General features: G+C 56.7%; 15 protein-coding genes. 9 read left to right on the top strand and 6 right to left on the bottom strand.

Translation table 11 applies throughout. The annotated features are described in order from the left end of the window. Positions 1-24 precede the first annotated feature (24 nt). From AB1805_00250 to AB1805_00225, 6 genes are all read right to left on the bottom strand, one after another. Positions 25-798, bottom strand: a complete 774-nt coding sequence (locus tag AB1805_00250; GenBank protein ID MEW5743854.1) for an energy transducer TonB — start codon at positions 796-798, stop codon at positions 25-27. After that, a complete protein-coding gene (locus tag AB1805_00245; GenBank protein MEW5743853.1) occupies positions 795-1,001 on the bottom strand; it encodes a hypothetical protein in 207 nt (68 codons plus the stop codon). The genes AB1805_00250 and AB1805_00245 overlap by 4 nt, the downstream gene beginning before the upstream one ends. Beyond that, complete coding sequence (locus tag AB1805_00240; protein MEW5743852.1) at positions 988-1,818, bottom strand: 4Fe-4S binding protein; 831 nt, start codon at positions 1,816-1,818, stop codon at positions 988-990. Before AB1805_00240 ends, AB1805_00245 begins: the two co-directional genes overlap by 14 nt. Beyond that, the gene (locus tag AB1805_00235; protein ID MEW5743851.1) at positions 1,796-2,422 is read right to left on the bottom strand and encodes a YHS domain-containing protein; all 627 of its coding nucleotides are present in this window, start codon (positions 2,420-2,422) and stop codon (positions 1,796-1,798) included. The genes AB1805_00240 and AB1805_00235 overlap by 23 nt, the downstream gene beginning before the upstream one ends. Before the next feature lie 13 nt (positions 2,423-2,435). Beyond that, complete coding sequence (locus tag AB1805_00230) at positions 2,436-4,466, bottom strand: TonB-dependent receptor (GenBank protein ID MEW5743850.1); 2,031 nt, start codon at positions 4,464-4,466, stop codon at positions 2,436-2,438. A 195-nt stretch (positions 4,467-4,661) separates the two neighbouring features. Beyond that, a complete protein-coding gene (locus tag AB1805_00225) occupies positions 4,662-4,958 on the bottom strand; it encodes a hypothetical protein (protein MEW5743849.1) in 297 nt (98 codons plus the stop codon). Positions 4,959-5,072: 114 nt separating this feature from the next. Between AB1805_00225 and AB1805_00220 the strand changes: the two genes are divergently transcribed. The 9 genes from AB1805_00220 to yedF all read left to right on the top strand — a co-directional run bounded on the left by AB1805_00220 (position 5,073) and on the right by yedF (position 13,207). Beyond that, positions 5,073-5,981, top strand: a complete 909-nt coding sequence (locus tag AB1805_00220) for a selenium metabolism-associated LysR family transcriptional regulator (GenBank protein MEW5743848.1) — start codon at positions 5,073-5,075, stop codon at positions 5,979-5,981. 142 nt (positions 5,982-6,123) lie between these two features. Further along, entirely contained in the window at positions 6,124-7,419 is a 1,296-nt protein-coding gene (locus AB1805_00215; GenBank protein ID MEW5743847.1) for a double-cubane-cluster-containing anaerobic reductase, read from the top strand. Between the two features lies 1 nt (position 7,420). Further along, positions 7,421-8,179 carry an acyl-CoA dehydratase activase gene (locus tag AB1805_00210; GenBank protein MEW5743846.1) on the top strand — a complete coding sequence of 253 codons (759 nt, stop codon included), beginning with the start codon at positions 7,421-7,423 and terminating at the stop codon, positions 8,177-8,179. Between the two features lie 27 nt (positions 8,180-8,206). After that, positions 8,207-9,220: a transglutaminase domain-containing protein gene (locus tag AB1805_00205; GenBank protein MEW5743845.1), complete on the top strand. Its 1,014-nt coding sequence runs from the start codon at positions 8,207-8,209 to the stop codon at positions 9,218-9,220. Positions 9,221-9,230: 10 nt separating this feature from the next. Next, positions 9,231-9,992: a rhodanese-like domain-containing protein gene (locus AB1805_00200; GenBank protein ID MEW5743844.1), complete on the top strand. Its 762-nt coding sequence runs from the start codon at positions 9,231-9,233 to the stop codon at positions 9,990-9,992. Positions 9,993-10,239: 247 nt separating this feature from the next. Then, a complete protein-coding gene (locus AB1805_00195) occupies positions 10,240-10,581 on the top strand; it encodes a metalloregulator ArsR/SmtB family transcription factor (GenBank protein MEW5743843.1) in 342 nt (113 codons plus the stop codon). A gap of 18 nt (positions 10,582-10,599) precedes the next feature. After that, positions 10,600-11,646, top strand: a complete 1,047-nt coding sequence (selD, locus tag AB1805_00190) for a selenide, water dikinase SelD (protein MEW5743842.1) — start codon at positions 10,600-10,602, stop codon at positions 11,644-11,646. After that, positions 11,647-12,429 (top strand): sulfite exporter TauE/SafE family protein, encoded by a 783-nt coding sequence (locus AB1805_00185; protein MEW5743841.1) that lies wholly within the window; start codon positions 11,647-11,649, stop codon positions 12,427-12,429. A 154-nt stretch (positions 12,430-12,583) separates the two neighbouring features. Continuing rightward, positions 12,584-13,207 (top strand): sulfurtransferase-like selenium metabolism protein YedF, encoded by a 624-nt coding sequence (gene yedF / locus AB1805_00180; GenBank protein ID MEW5743840.1) that lies wholly within the window; start codon positions 12,584-12,586, stop codon positions 13,205-13,207.

Here is a 13,207-nt window from a genome sequence, read left to right as displayed (position 1 = left end):
CCGGTACTTCGTGCTCCATGAATGCTACTTCAAGTGAAACACCACGGGAAGGACCACCTCCGCCTCTACCGGGGGGCGCGGGAAAGGCATCGACTTCCTTACCGCTTCGACGGCGCAGTCGTCCAGCAGCTCTTTCCCGGAGCTCCGCAGTATCGTTATGGCGCTCACCGACCCGTCGTACATGACACAGAACGAGAGCAGAACCCTGCCCTCCCATCCCCGCTTTCTCGCGAGCGGAGGATAGGCGATATTGCGCACGACTCTTTCACGGATGAATGCAAAATGCTCCTTGAGATAGCGCTTTCTCAGGCCCTCCGGGGAGCTCTCGGTATTCGATTCCGCAGCCGCCGGGGCTGTCGTTGTCCCCTCTCCCGGGGAGCGGTGGATTCCCCTTATTCCAGCGCTCTCCTGTTCCGGAGCAGCGAGGGGAGATGCCGCAGCGCGCAGCGCCGCCGGCGAAGACAGAGGAGCGGCAGCGCGGTCCTCTGCCGGTCCTCTGTCCGGCTGCGGCGGAGTGGTGGCTGCAGGCAGCATTTCCTCGGTGTCGTGCCGGCCTTCCGCCTCAGTTTCCCGGCGCTGCAGCGCGGAACGGGAAGGAGGAGGGGCATCATGCTGCAAGGATGCTGACGCCGAACTTCCCTTTTCTTCAATGCTGAAATCGACCACAAGAAATGGACGCCTCTGCGGACCGGCGAAGGCGCCGAGCACCGCAGCCATGACGACAACCAGGGTGTGGAGCGCAGCCGACCACCCGACCGCCCCGGCAGCCCTGAACCGGCTCGGCGAGCTGCGGCTCATCTCCCCTCCTCCCTCCGGAGGCCGGTCCCGGTGAGTCCTCTCAGTCTCTTGGCCGCCGCAAGGAGCAGAAGAACGACGCCCGCCGCCGCACAACCGAAGCAGGAGGTGCAGCCGCCTCCCGGGCAGGAGGAGAGAGCGAATCCCACGATCCCGCTCGATGCGCCGATTGCCGAATAGAGCTTCATCTCCTTACGGTTTTCCATAGCGGATCGCCTCCTTTGCACATACGTTCTCGCACTGCCTGCAGGGCATGCAGGAGAGATAATCGATCGCTGCCTTTCCCTTGACCGTGATCGCCCAGGTGGGGCATACGGTCGCACAGGCGCCGCAGCCGTTGCACTTGAGCCCGTCTACGCGCACCCGCTTCCCGCAGCCTGCGCCGAGCCGGTTCACGAGAGAATCGAGCGCCCCGACCGGGCAGAGGAGATTGCAGTACGCCCGTCCCCCTTTTGCCATGAGGCCGAGCAGGATGAAGAGGCCGAGATTGACCAGGCCCGCGGCCCTCAGGAAGTACGCCATATCCGCCGATGAAAACGCGGCGCCGAAGAATCGCGGGACCGTCGCGAAATTGCAATAGTTGCAGCAGAGGCTCCCCAGGCCTGCGGCGGGCGCCAGCAGATAAACGGCAAGATATCCGTACCGGAAGGCGGGCGCGGCTATCCCCGCATAGTTGAGCCTCAAAGCACCCGGCACGAGCCTGCTCCCCAGCTCCATGCTCCCGCCGACAGGACAGAGATGGCTGCACCAGTACCTGCCCAGAAAAAGGGTGCTCGCCAGCACGCCGGCAACGAGTACGACCCCCATGTAGCTTCGCAAAAACCCCATCAGGAACTCGCTCCCCTGCATCCCCTTTCTCCATGAGAAGAACATCCGGGGACACCAGGCCCCGCAGAAGCTGCTGTCCTGGGTAACCTGAAAGAGGAGGGACAAGGGCGGAAGGAAAATGAGAAGGCTCAGGACGAGTATGCCGTAACGGTGTTTCACCAGAACGCCCTGCTTAGTGGTGGTGTGTTCCTGCATGGTCTGCATCCCCCTTTCCTTTAAAAACAATAGGCAGGCGCAGGACAGCGCTGCCGGTCTCCGTATCATAGAGGGCGAGGGTATACTTCCCTCTGCCTCGATCCCTCTCGCGGTAGCGGTCGGGATGAGCGGCAAAGGCGGCGAGGCATCCCTCCCCGCAGAAGTAGTACGCCCGCCCTTTGTAACTGCGCTGAACGAATCTCTCCTCCCGGACCATGCCGCAGACGGGATCGACACAGGGCGGATACAGCACCACCCAGAGCGCAATCCTGTCTTTCGGCCTGAGATTGTGGAGAATGCTGCCCTTCAGCTCGGGCGCACTGCGGGAACGGAGATCGACGGCAGGAGCGGAGAGATGCGCCTCGTACGGTATCGGCGGAGTCCCTTCGAGCGCTATCCTCGCATCGCCGCGGTACGGCGGCAGCACCGTTGCTGTTGCGATCACGGTATAGCGCTCGCTGCCGCTTTCGAGAAAGGACGGATGCTTTGCCTGGCCTCCCTGCGCCCTGATAAGGCCGACAGAGTGGGCCGAATCTCCCCACCGGTAGGTTGCGGCGGTGAGGGAGACTGCAACTGCCAGCGTAAAAAAGAAGATGGTCTTCATCGTGGCCTCCCCGCTAGAACCGGTATCCGACCCGGGCCATCCAGGTGAGGGGCGCACCGGGACGGTACCGGGTCGTTGTCGAGTCTTTGGTAACCTCCATCGCATAGCGCTTGTCGAAAAGATTATAGATGTCGAAGGAGACGTCGAAATGTTCCCCTTCGTATCCGACGAGCAGGTTGGTGAGAAAGTCATACCCGCCGTACGTCTCCGAATTTGCGTTGTCCACATAATAGTCTCCCCAGGTGTACGTGTCGATGCGGGCCTTGAACCCCGAAGGGTGCTTGTACGAGGCGAACAGGCTGTACTGGTGGCGGGGGATGTAGGGGAAACGGTTGCCGTCCCTGGTGAAGCTCTTCCCGTTGATGACCTCGCTGAACTCCACGAACGTGAAATCGCTGTAGGTATAGGCGCCGCCGAGGAGCAGCCCCTCCGCCACCCGGACCTTTCCCGAAAGCTCGATCCCCCGCTTTCTCGATTCACCTGCATTGCTGTAAGAGATATCGTTGCCGGACAGTATCGTCTGCACGATATCGTTCTCGACGGTTATATAAAAGAGAGCGAGGTCCACGCTGTGGCCGCCGTCGAAGCGGGCCTTCATTCCCAGCTCGTAGTTGCAGGTCTCGGAGGGGTCGAGGTCGGGGTTCTCGGCGAGCTCGGAAGACTGCGGGGTCTGGAACCCCGTCGCTATGGTACCGTAGAGATTGAGGCCCTTGCCGAGCTTGTAGACGACACCGACCCGCGGGCTCACCTGATCGAAAGTCGTCTCCCTGCCGACAACGGGATCGGACGGGACGACATACCTCCCGCTGCTGAAGCTGTACTCGAGGAACCTCGTTGCCTCGATATCGAAACGCACCCGGTCGTACCGTATCCCGGCATCGACGATCCACCGGTCCGACGGCCGGAGGCTCTCCTGGAGGAAGGCGCCCCACTTGACGACCGTATCCCTGCTGACCTCGGCCAGCACGCCTTTTTCATCGGACCGGGTGAAGAGTATCCTCCCCATGAAGCCGGTCGCCACATCGCGGTAGGTGTATTTATCGCCGTCCGCATCGTCCACCTGCGCGGTAACGCCTCCCGTCAGCGTACCCTCCATCCCTGCCAGGGTATGCTTCAGGTCTGCCTGGATATCCGTTCCGTAAACGTTCGCGCCACCGTCGTTGATGAGGCCCGTCACCGGATGGTAGTGATACCACTTCTGGAAGTAGACGAGAGGCTTCAGCGTAAGACGACCCCACTCCTTTTCACCCTTCAGGCTGGTGTACAGGATTTCGCTGTACCTCCCCATGTGCCTCCAGGGTTCGGAGGTGAGCTGCGACAGGTCGCCGTCGAACTGCGCCCTGGTGAGCGTGCCCGGGAGCTGGAGGTCGGCTTCGGTATAGGAGATCGCGGCTTCGATCGAGGCAGTATCGTCGAAGCTATGCCCGATCTTGATGCTCCCTTGATTGGTGCTGAACTCGTTCCACTCTCTCCAGGAGTCGGTCGAGCGCCTGCTTCCGTTCACCATGACCGAGGTCTTGCCGAGGCTTGTACCGAACACGGCATTGTACAGTTGCGTATTGTCGCTCCCGTAACCCGCCTTGACCGCCTTGATCTCTTCATGGGGGCTCCTGGTGATTATGTTGACAACGCCGCCGGCGGCGTTGGCTCCGTAGAGCGTCGAGTTCGGTCCTTTTACGACATCGATGCGCTCCACGAGCTGGGTATCGACGAAATCGAGCCTCGTCATGCCGTCGGGATCGGTGATCGGCACGCCGTCGAGCAGTATCATTATCTCCCTCACGCCGTAGCGCGCCTTGAGCCCGGCGCCCCGTATGATCAGCCGCGCGTCATACCCGCCGTTTTTCGATTCGGACTGAACGCCGGATATCCCGGTAAGGGCCTCCTTGATGCCGAACATCCGGGTATCGCCGATATGCTCCTCGGTCACGGTGCTGACGCCTGCCGGTATCTCGTCAGCAGGTCGCTCGGTCCTTGTGGCGGTCACGACGACCTCTTCGAGCTCCGGCGGCGCAGTTTCGTACGCAAAGCCTGTCGAAGTCATCAACAGGAATGCGCTCATTAGTAAGAGAATGCGCATACGTCCCCCTTATCTTTTTTTCAGGTTGCTACGTAAACGGAACGGCTGTGCGGGCGCAGCTCTCGCAGCATCACCCCTGCAACGGATGCGCCCAGCAGCACAGGACACGCCCGATGCATCGATTGCTGTTTACAAAAGGAGTGATGCCGGAGCTGACAGTTACGCTTGCGGGGGACGCTCTTTCGAGCTGGGTATGAGAAACGGTTTTAATAAGGACGGCACAGCAAAGGCAGAAACAAAGACGTTCAGATGAACAGCCGTACAAGCAAACCCATTGCTGATACAGGGCATGTCAGAAGCGGGCACTATACCGGTACCGTTGGCGTGACAGACATCGAGCATCGCGATGGATGCGGCATGCTCGCCGTCGGCAAAGGGGTAGGGGCGCACACAGGTGAACGGGACGAACGATGTGGCGCACAGGACAACGAGCATAGTCAGGGCTGCCGGTTTCATTGTGAAACCCTACCAAATTTGCGTTGAAGAGTCAATCGCTCCTGCTTCCGCAGGAGGACGTGCATGATCGGGTATCAAGGGGGCTTTGGCCGGAGAGCCCGCGGAGGAGCCTTGATGAAATATGCTACAATGACCGCTATGGATGTGCACCAGCTCAGGGTATTCGTATCGGTCTACAAGAACAGGAGCTTTTCCAAGGCCTCGGAACAGCTTTACCTCACCCAGCCGACGATCAGCGATCATATAAAGACCCTGGAAGAAGAGCTCGAGTGCAGGCTCTTCGACCGCCTGGGCCGTACGATCATACCGACCAAAGAGGCCGATGTCCTCTACAACCACGCCCTCACTATTCTCGAGAGGGTAAGCGCGCTCAAAGAGACCTTCAGCCGGCTGAAGAAAGAGATCTCGGGCGAGCTGGTGGTCGGCGCGAGCACCATCCCCGGCACCTACCTGATGCCCCGTCTCATCGCCGGCTTCAAGGAAAAGCATCCCTCGGTCTCCTTCACGGTCGTCATCACCGACTCGAAAGATATCATCGACAAGGTGATGAAGCACGAGCTGCTCGTCGGTGTCGTCGGTGCGAAGCAGAACGACGGACACCTGGCGTTCCATCCCCTGCTGGACGATGACCTGGTCGTTATCGCCGCGCCCTCCCTCATCAAAGGGAACACGCTTCGGCTCGAGGAGCTCGTCACCTTCCCGATGCTCTTCAGGGAGGAGGGATCGGGGACCCGCAAAGAAGTGGAACGCATACTCGAGCAGAAAGGAATCGATAGAGAACAGCTCAGGATCGCCGGCATCTTCGGCTCGACCGATGCGGTGAAACAGGCGGTCAAGGAGGGGCTGGGCATTACGATCATATCGCGATTCGCGGTCACCGACGAGCTCAAACACCGCACGCTCAAAGAGATCAAGGTGCCCGATATACAAATGAATCGTAAATTCTATATCGTCTCGCACAAAAAGCGAACGCTTCCCCTCCCCTACGCGCTCTTCCTGGAGCACATCAAAGCGCATCTGTAATTCCCGAACTAGCATCTTCAATAGGCAATACCTATAAATCACGCGCGCGCCATCGGAACTAACAATTGGAAATGTCCGTTTTTCGGGAGCTATCGTTATAAGACTGCGGCATCATGCTGCATCGTAATGACGAGGAGGGTGTATGGAGACTGCGGCATTTGAGATCAAGCAGTACAAGGATATGTGGCATGAGCTCGGCATGGATGTGGAGCGCTTCGAGAAGATGCGCTGCGTGCTGGGAGACGTGTATCAGAAGGCCTTTCTCTTCCAGAACAACCGGCCGAAAGGCATGGGCTACTTCGACTGGATCGTCTCCGAGATCCACGGCGGGAGGGTGAGGGAGATCCTCGATGCGAAAAAGCAGGGGAGCCCGGTGGTCGGCACCTTCTGCGTCTATGTACCCGAAGAGCTCGTGATCGCCGCCGGCGGCATCTGCCTCGGTCTCTGCGGCGGCTCGCCCGGGCCCATTCCGGATGCGGAAAAGGTGCTGCCGAGAAACATCTGCCCTATGGTCAAATCCGCCTACGGCTTCAAGGTGGCGAAAGTATGTCCTTACTTCCAGTCGGTGGATTTCGTTTATGGCGAAACGACCTGCGACGCGAAGAAGAAGACGTGGGAGCTCCTCGACCGCGAAGTGCCGACGTATGTGATGGAGATACCGCAGATGAAACGGAAAAGGGATAAAACGCTGTGGGTAGAAGAAGTGAAAGACTTCAAGGCACAGATGGAAAAAGTCACCGGCAAGTCGATTACCGCAGAGGCTGTTTCAGAAGCAGTCAAAATAATGAATAACAAGCGCAGAGCATTGCAGCGGCTGAACAAGCTCCAGCACCATAACCCCTCGCCTATCAGCGGCAAGGATGTGCTCCTCATCGAGCAGATCGCTTTCTACGACAATCCGGTACGGTTCGCTGAAAAGGTGAATGCCCTCTGTGACGAGCTCGACGAGCGGGTCAAAAAAGGGATATCGGTCGCTCCGGCCAAGACTCCCCGCGTGCTGGTCTCAGGAACACCTATGGCAATGCCCAACTGGAAAATCCACAACATCGTTGAGAACGCCGGCGGCATTGTTGTCAATGACGAGAGCTGCATCGGCACGCGGTATTACAAAGATCTTATGGACGAAAATGCAAACGACCTCGATACACAGATCGAAGCCCTGACCGAACGTTACATGAAAATAGATTGCTCCTGCTTCACCCCGAACAATGACAGGGTCGATCAGGTGCTGAAGGAGCACAAGGAATCAGGGGCACAAGGCATTGTCCACTACTGTCTCCAGTTCTGTCATACCTATAACATCGAGGCAATCAAGTTGAAGGAGATGTGCGAGAGGGAGGGAATTCCATTCCTCGCCATTGAATCCGACTACTCACCGGAAGATGTCGGTCAACTCCAGACCAGGATCGAGGCATTCCTGGAGCAGATAAAAGGATAGTATGATCGTCGGCATTGATTTAGGCTCACGTACCATAAAGGCAGCCGCCCTTGACGAAGGGCGGCTGCAGGACTGCCAGATTGCCGAGAGCGGATTCGATCCCCATCACCAATCACTCGAGATGATCAAAAAGTACCATCCGAAAAAGATCGTAGCTACCGGCTACGGGCGACACCTCGCTCAAAAGCATTTCGCACAGGAGGTGATTACTGAGATCAAGGCACATGCACTTGGTGCCCGTTATTTCTTCCCCGAATGCCGTACTGTCCTTGATGTAGGCGGACAGGATTCGAAAGTAATCTCTCTCGATAGTAACGGCAAATTGCTCAATTTCCAGATGAATGACAAGTGCGCTGCCGGAACCGGTAGGTTTCTCGAGATCATGGCCTCAGGCCTAGGATTCTCACTTGCAGAATTCGGCCCTGAAGCGCTCAAGGCAAAGGGAGAGTTCAAGATCAACAGCATGTGTACTGTATTTGCGGAGTCCGAGGTCATATCGCTCAAGAATCACGGTACTGACGTACGGGACATTGCAAAAGCAGTGCATCTCTCAGTAGTTGATCGTCTTATCGGTATGCTGCATCGTGTCGGTTATGACGACACTATCGTTTTTTCGGGAGGAGTGGCAAAGAATCCCTGCATTGCCGCGTTGCTGCAGGAAAGGCTCGGCATTCGCGTATTTGTGCCGCCGCAACCAGATGTAGTAGGAGCTATCGGCGCGGCCCTGTATGGCTCGTCACTGATGGAAGATATTGTATAAAACTGAGGAGGAGTAACAATGCGCAGTATGAGAGTTTTGTATTGGGCAGTATTAGTAGCACTCGTGGTATCCCTTCCCGGTCTATGCATAGCAAAAGAGCGGACCGGCGAGGTAACCATTCAGTTCAACCTGAACGCGCCGGCTGATGCAAAAGAGGTACGGCTCTGGGTGCCCTACCCCGTTTCGGATGAGAATCAGACCGTCGAAGATATCAAAGTCACCGGCAACTTTGCCCACAGCGGCGTTTACAGAGAGGGTGAATATGGCAACATGGCCTTGTATGCCGAATGGAACACCCCTTCAAAAGAGCGGACACTGACATACACTATCAAAGTAAAGCGGAAAGAAGCGCTCAAAAAAGATTTCCCTAAAAAAGAGCTGCTGTTCTCCAAAGAAGAGTTTGCCCAGTACCTCAAGCCGACAAGCCTTGGCCCTACGAGCGGAAAGGTCAAAGAGCTGGCGGAAAAAATAACAAAAGGGAAAAAGACGAATCTTGCAAAGTCGAGAGCCATTTATGACTGGATCGTCAACAACATGCACCGCGATCCCAATATTAAAGGCTGCGGCTACGGCGAAGTCGAGAAGCTCCTTGTATCGCTGGGCGGCAAATGCGGCGACATCCATTCCGTCTATGTTGCTCTTGCACGGAGCGTTAGCGTACCGTCGCGCGAGATTTCCGGCATTCGCATGCCGAAAGGAAGAGAGGGTGATATGACCAGGAATCAGCATTGCTGGGCCGAGTTCTATATGCCGGGCTACGGCTGGGTCCCGGTCGATCCTTCCGATGTGAGAAAGGCGATGCTTGAAAGAAAAATAACCGACGTAAAAGAAGGAAAAGATCTCGTCGAGTACTATTTCGGCGGCCTCGACGAAAGCAGGATAGGCTATCAGACTGGTAGAGACCTCATCCTCAATCCGGCTCAAAAGGGCGACAAACTCAACTATTTCATGTATCCCTATGCAGAGGCCGATGGAAAACCGCTGAACGAGGACCTGTTCGGCTTCAATCTAGGCTATACGATTACGTTCAGGGAACTCTAAAGGAGGGCATATGCTCGAAGCGAAAATGACGTTCCGTACAAAAGTTCTCATCATCTCTCTTGTGCTCCTCTGCACGATACCGGCGGGATTGTCTCTCGCTGCCGATAGCACTTATCAAACCATTACCTCGGAACAGCTGAAGGCGTTGATCGATGAGAAAAAGGCATTCACCCTTATCGATGCGCGGACCGAAGAGGAATATCAGGAAGCGCATATCATCACTGCGATCAATATCCCCGAAAAGAGCTTCGAAAGTCTGACTTCGCTCCTCCCCGCTGACAAAAATGCTCAGCTGGTCTTTTATTGCAACGGGGTGAAGTGCGGCAAGAGCAAAAGGACGGCTAAAAAAGCTGAAGCACTCGGCTACACGAATATAGTCATTTACAATGAGGGCTTCCCGGTCTGGGAAGAAAAGAACCTCCCCATCGTCGCCGGGGCGGAATACGGCAGGAAGATCGAAACGACAAAGCTGAAGCCGGCGGACATGAAGGCATTGATCGATGAGAACAAGAATGATTACGTTCTTGTCGATGTCAGAGATGCTTCGGAGTACAAGGAGGGCCGTATCCCCGGCGCGATCAACATTCCTGCGGAGCGTTTTGCGTCGGCACAGGACATACTTCCCAAAGAGAAAAAGATCATCGTCTACTGCAATACCGGCAGCCGGAGTTATATGGCGTACAGAAAGCTCATAAAGATGGATTACAAACAGATCTATCAGACGCTCTTTGCCGAATGGAAAGAGGCTGGATTTGAAGAGCTTAAGAAATGACGGTCTTGCGGAAAGGTATTGGAAAGACCGCAATCGAGGCCGTGCAGATCACAAGAGAATGGTATCGCTCTTATTGAATAATGCATTTTCCCTTTTACGGTCCAATTGTTAATAGCTATTAATGGTTTCTAAAGCATAGCTGGTAGCTATAGCACCGTGATTCGCCTCATTTGAAGCTTGTATTTACCCTTGACATTTTATATGCAAATATTATTATATATGCATACTTTCTCACGGAGGGAAATGAATGCGGTCCATCGGGAAAAAGATCGAGCTCCTGAAAATCATCGCTCACCCTGCCCGCATACATATACTCGAAGAGCTGACGAAGGGCGTAAAGTGCGTCAGCGATTTCGAGGAGTTTCTCGAGATCAGCCAGCCCAACATCTCCCAGCACCTCTCGCTCCTGCGGAGATACGGGACTATCGACTACTACGTCGATGGAAGGCTCAGATGTTACTTTCTGAGGGACCCCATCATTCCCGATATCATCGAGGTGCTTAAAAAAGATTATCTCGAGGAACTGCCAGCTCCGGCGTGCTGCCCGGTAACGAAGAAGGGGAAATACCCGGGCGAAAGGAAACGATAACAACAGAGGAGGATAACGATGGACATCAAACTGACCGAGCTTTCGAGCTGCGCCGGCTGAGCAGCGAAATTCAGTCCTTCGGACCTGTCCCAGGTGCTGGGGCAGCTGCCTGCAATCACGGATAGGAATGTGCTGGTCGGTTCGGCGAATGCGGATGACGCCGGAGTGTACCGGATCACCGACGAAATTGCAGTGGTCCTCACCACCGACTTTTTCACCCCTATTGTCGATGACCCTTATTGGTACGGCGCGATCTCCGCAGCGAATTCGCTTTCGGATGTCTGGGCCATGGGAGGACGGGCCGTCGTTGCGCTGAATGTCGCGATGCTGCCGAGCCAGCCCGAATTCTTCCCCTCCCTGAGGAAGATCATGCAGGGCGGCATCGACAAGATGGCCGAGGCCGGGGTATCCATCATCGGAGGCCACACCATCAGAGACAAGGAGCCGAAGTTCGGCTACACGGTGATGGGGCTCATCCATCCCGACAGGATCCTCGACAATACCAAGGCCCGCCCCGGAGATGCCCTCATCCTCACCAAGAAGATCGGCACCGGCGTTATCTCTACGGGAGTGAAAGCCGGCAGGTGCAGCGCTGCGACCGTCGAAGAGTTCACCGCATCGATGGCAGCGCTCAACAAGAAGGCGAGCGAGATCATGCTCGAAGTGGGAGTGAGCACTGCAACGGATATCACCGGCTTCGGCCTGATAGGTCACCTGAACGAAGTGCTCACGGCAAGCAAATGCAAAGCAAAGCTCCATGCAAGCCGGATACCCTTTTTCAGCGACGCATTGAGGCTGGCCGAGCAGGACATCATCCCGGGGGGCACACGCGGCAATATGAAGACATATGCGCCGTCCGTCCAGTGGGCGTCGGGGATTCCGGGTTTTGTACAGGCCCTCATGAACGATGCGCAGACCTCGGGAGGCCTTCTCATCTTTGTCCCCCGGGAGAGGAGAGAGGCGCTGGTCGACGGTTTGCAACGAGAGGGCATCCTGGCGGCGCATATCGGGGATATCCTCGATGCCGGGATCGAAAGCGACAGGCGCATCATCGTAGAGGAATAGATGCCGGCTGCCTTGTACCTGTTCCTCGTGCTTGCCGGCGCGCTCGTCGGCTTCTTTTCAGGACTGCTCGGGATAGGCGGGGGCATTCTCATGTTCCCGCTGCTCCTCTACGTGCCTCCCCTCCTCGGATTCGACCCGATAGGCGTAAAGAGCATCACCGGCCTCACGATGATACAGGGCTTCTTCGCGGCCCTCGCCGCCATGCTCTACTATCATAAACACCGTCTGGTGCACAAGCCGCTCGTCGTCACCCTCGGGCTCTCTCTCTTTCTTTCGTCGCTCGCCGGCTCTCTCGTTTCCGCAGCAGTGCCGGATACGCTCTTGCTGTCCATCTTCGGCATCCTCGCCCTCGCCGCCTCGATAGTGATGCTCATACCGCGCAGCTATGCGCGGGACGACCTTACCGAAGAGGCTGTCCGCTTCCATAAACCGACGGCGGTCGTTATGGGCGTTGGCATCGGGTTTCTGACCGGCCTGGTGGGCCAGGGGGGCGCGTTCATCATAATCCCCCTCCTCCTCTACGTACTGAAGGTTCCTCTCAGGGTAGCCTTCGGGAGCACGCTCGCGATCGGGCTCTTTTCATCCTCGGCAGGCCTGGCAGGGAAGATCGCCACCGGCCAGGTTCCCTTTCATATGGCCCTTGCCCTCCTGCTGGGAGCTGTTCCGGCTGCGCGCTTCGGCGGCGCTATCGGCAGGAAAACAGATACCCGCTTTCTGAACCGGCTGCTCGCCGTCATCATCATCGGCACCGCCGTGAAGATCGGGATGGACATTTTCGGATAGCGCTCTCGTACCCGGCCGCTCGCTCTCGCATAGGGATAACCTATCATTGGACTGTCGCGCATCGGAACAAACTATTGGAAACCACCTCTTCCGAAAAGTTATTTTGTGATATCTGCTTCCCTTGCAACCGCACTAATCCAATGAGGAGGACACTATGGTCGTCGACGCACGAGGCCTCGGCTGCCCGAAGCCGGTCATCATGGCGGAGGAAGCTTTGGCAACAATAGACGAAGGCGTTGTCGATGTCCTCACCGATAACGAGGCATCGGTCAAGAATCTCACCAGGTTTGCCGCGAAGGGCGGCTTTTACGCGGAGTCGATACAGGAAGACGGTTATTGGAAGGTGAAGATCGTGAAAGGATACCCCTGCGAAGTAGCGGCGGGCGGTGCAGGGCCGGCGACACAGGCTGCGCCCGCTCCCGGAGAATACGTCGAGCCGGAAAAGGACGTTCTCCTCATCATCGGGTCTGATGTGATGGGCAAAGACGAGGACCTCGGAAAGGTCCTCATGAAAGGGTTCTTCGATACCATGCGGGTGACGAAAGAGGTCCCTCACACCATATTTTTCCTCAATGCCGCGGTGAGGCTCACCACGACCGACGAGGAGATCGTTCCCCTTCTGAAAGAGATCGAGAAGACGGGGGTCGAGATATTCACCTGCGGCACCTGCCTCAAGCACTACGGCCTCGAAAGAGAATTGAAGGTCGGCTATCGGGGCACAACGAATCATATCGTCGAAGGCATCAAGGACTTCAGAAGAACGGTCTGGATCGGATAG

The organism is Nitrospirota bacterium (assembly GCA_040752355.1).
Classification (GTDB): domain Bacteria; phylum Nitrospirota; class Thermodesulfovibrionia; order Thermodesulfovibrionales; family Dissulfurispiraceae; genus JBFMCP01.
This window is presented reverse-complemented; position numbering and strand designations above follow the sequence as displayed.

Coding starts and splice junctions, on each gene's coding strand:
- AB1805_00250 (MEW5743854.1), bottom strand. CDS start 798: ATGAGCCGCAGCTCGCCGAGCCGGTTCAGGGCTGCCGGGGCGGTCGGG.
- AB1805_00245 (MEW5743853.1), bottom strand. CDS start 1,001: ATGGAAAACCGTAAGGAGATGAAGCTCTATTCGGCAATCGGCGCATCG.
- AB1805_00240 (MEW5743852.1), bottom strand. CDS start 1,818: ATGCAGGAACACACCACCACTAAGCAGGGCGTTCTGGTGAAACACCGT.
- AB1805_00235 (MEW5743851.1), bottom strand. CDS start 2,422: ATGAAGACCATCTTCTTTTTTACGCTGGCAGTTGCAGTCTCCCTCACC.
- AB1805_00230 (MEW5743850.1), bottom strand. CDS start 4,466: ATGACTTCGACAGGCTTTGCGTACGAAACTGCGCCGCCGGAGCTCGAA.
- AB1805_00225 (MEW5743849.1), bottom strand. CDS start 4,958: ATGAAACCGGCAGCCCTGACTATGCTCGTTGTCCTGTGCGCCACATCG.
- AB1805_00220 (MEW5743848.1), top strand. CDS start 5,073: ATGAAATATGCTACAATGACCGCTATGGATGTGCACCAGCTCAGGGTA.
- AB1805_00215 (MEW5743847.1), top strand. CDS start 6,124: ATGGAGACTGCGGCATTTGAGATCAAGCAGTACAAGGATATGTGGCAT.
- AB1805_00210 (MEW5743846.1), top strand. CDS start 7,421: ATGATCGTCGGCATTGATTTAGGCTCACGTACCATAAAGGCAGCCGCC.
- AB1805_00205 (MEW5743845.1), top strand. CDS start 8,207: ATGAGAGTTTTGTATTGGGCAGTATTAGTAGCACTCGTGGTATCCCTT.
- AB1805_00200 (MEW5743844.1), top strand. CDS start 9,231: ATGCTCGAAGCGAAAATGACGTTCCGTACAAAAGTTCTCATCATCTCT.
- AB1805_00195 (MEW5743843.1), top strand. CDS start 10,240: ATGCGGTCCATCGGGAAAAAGATCGAGCTCCTGAAAATCATCGCTCAC.
- AB1805_00185 (MEW5743841.1), top strand. CDS start 11,647: ATGCCGGCTGCCTTGTACCTGTTCCTCGTGCTTGCCGGCGCGCTCGTC.
- yedF (MEW5743840.1), top strand. CDS start 12,584: ATGGTCGTCGACGCACGAGGCCTCGGCTGCCCGAAGCCGGTCATCATG.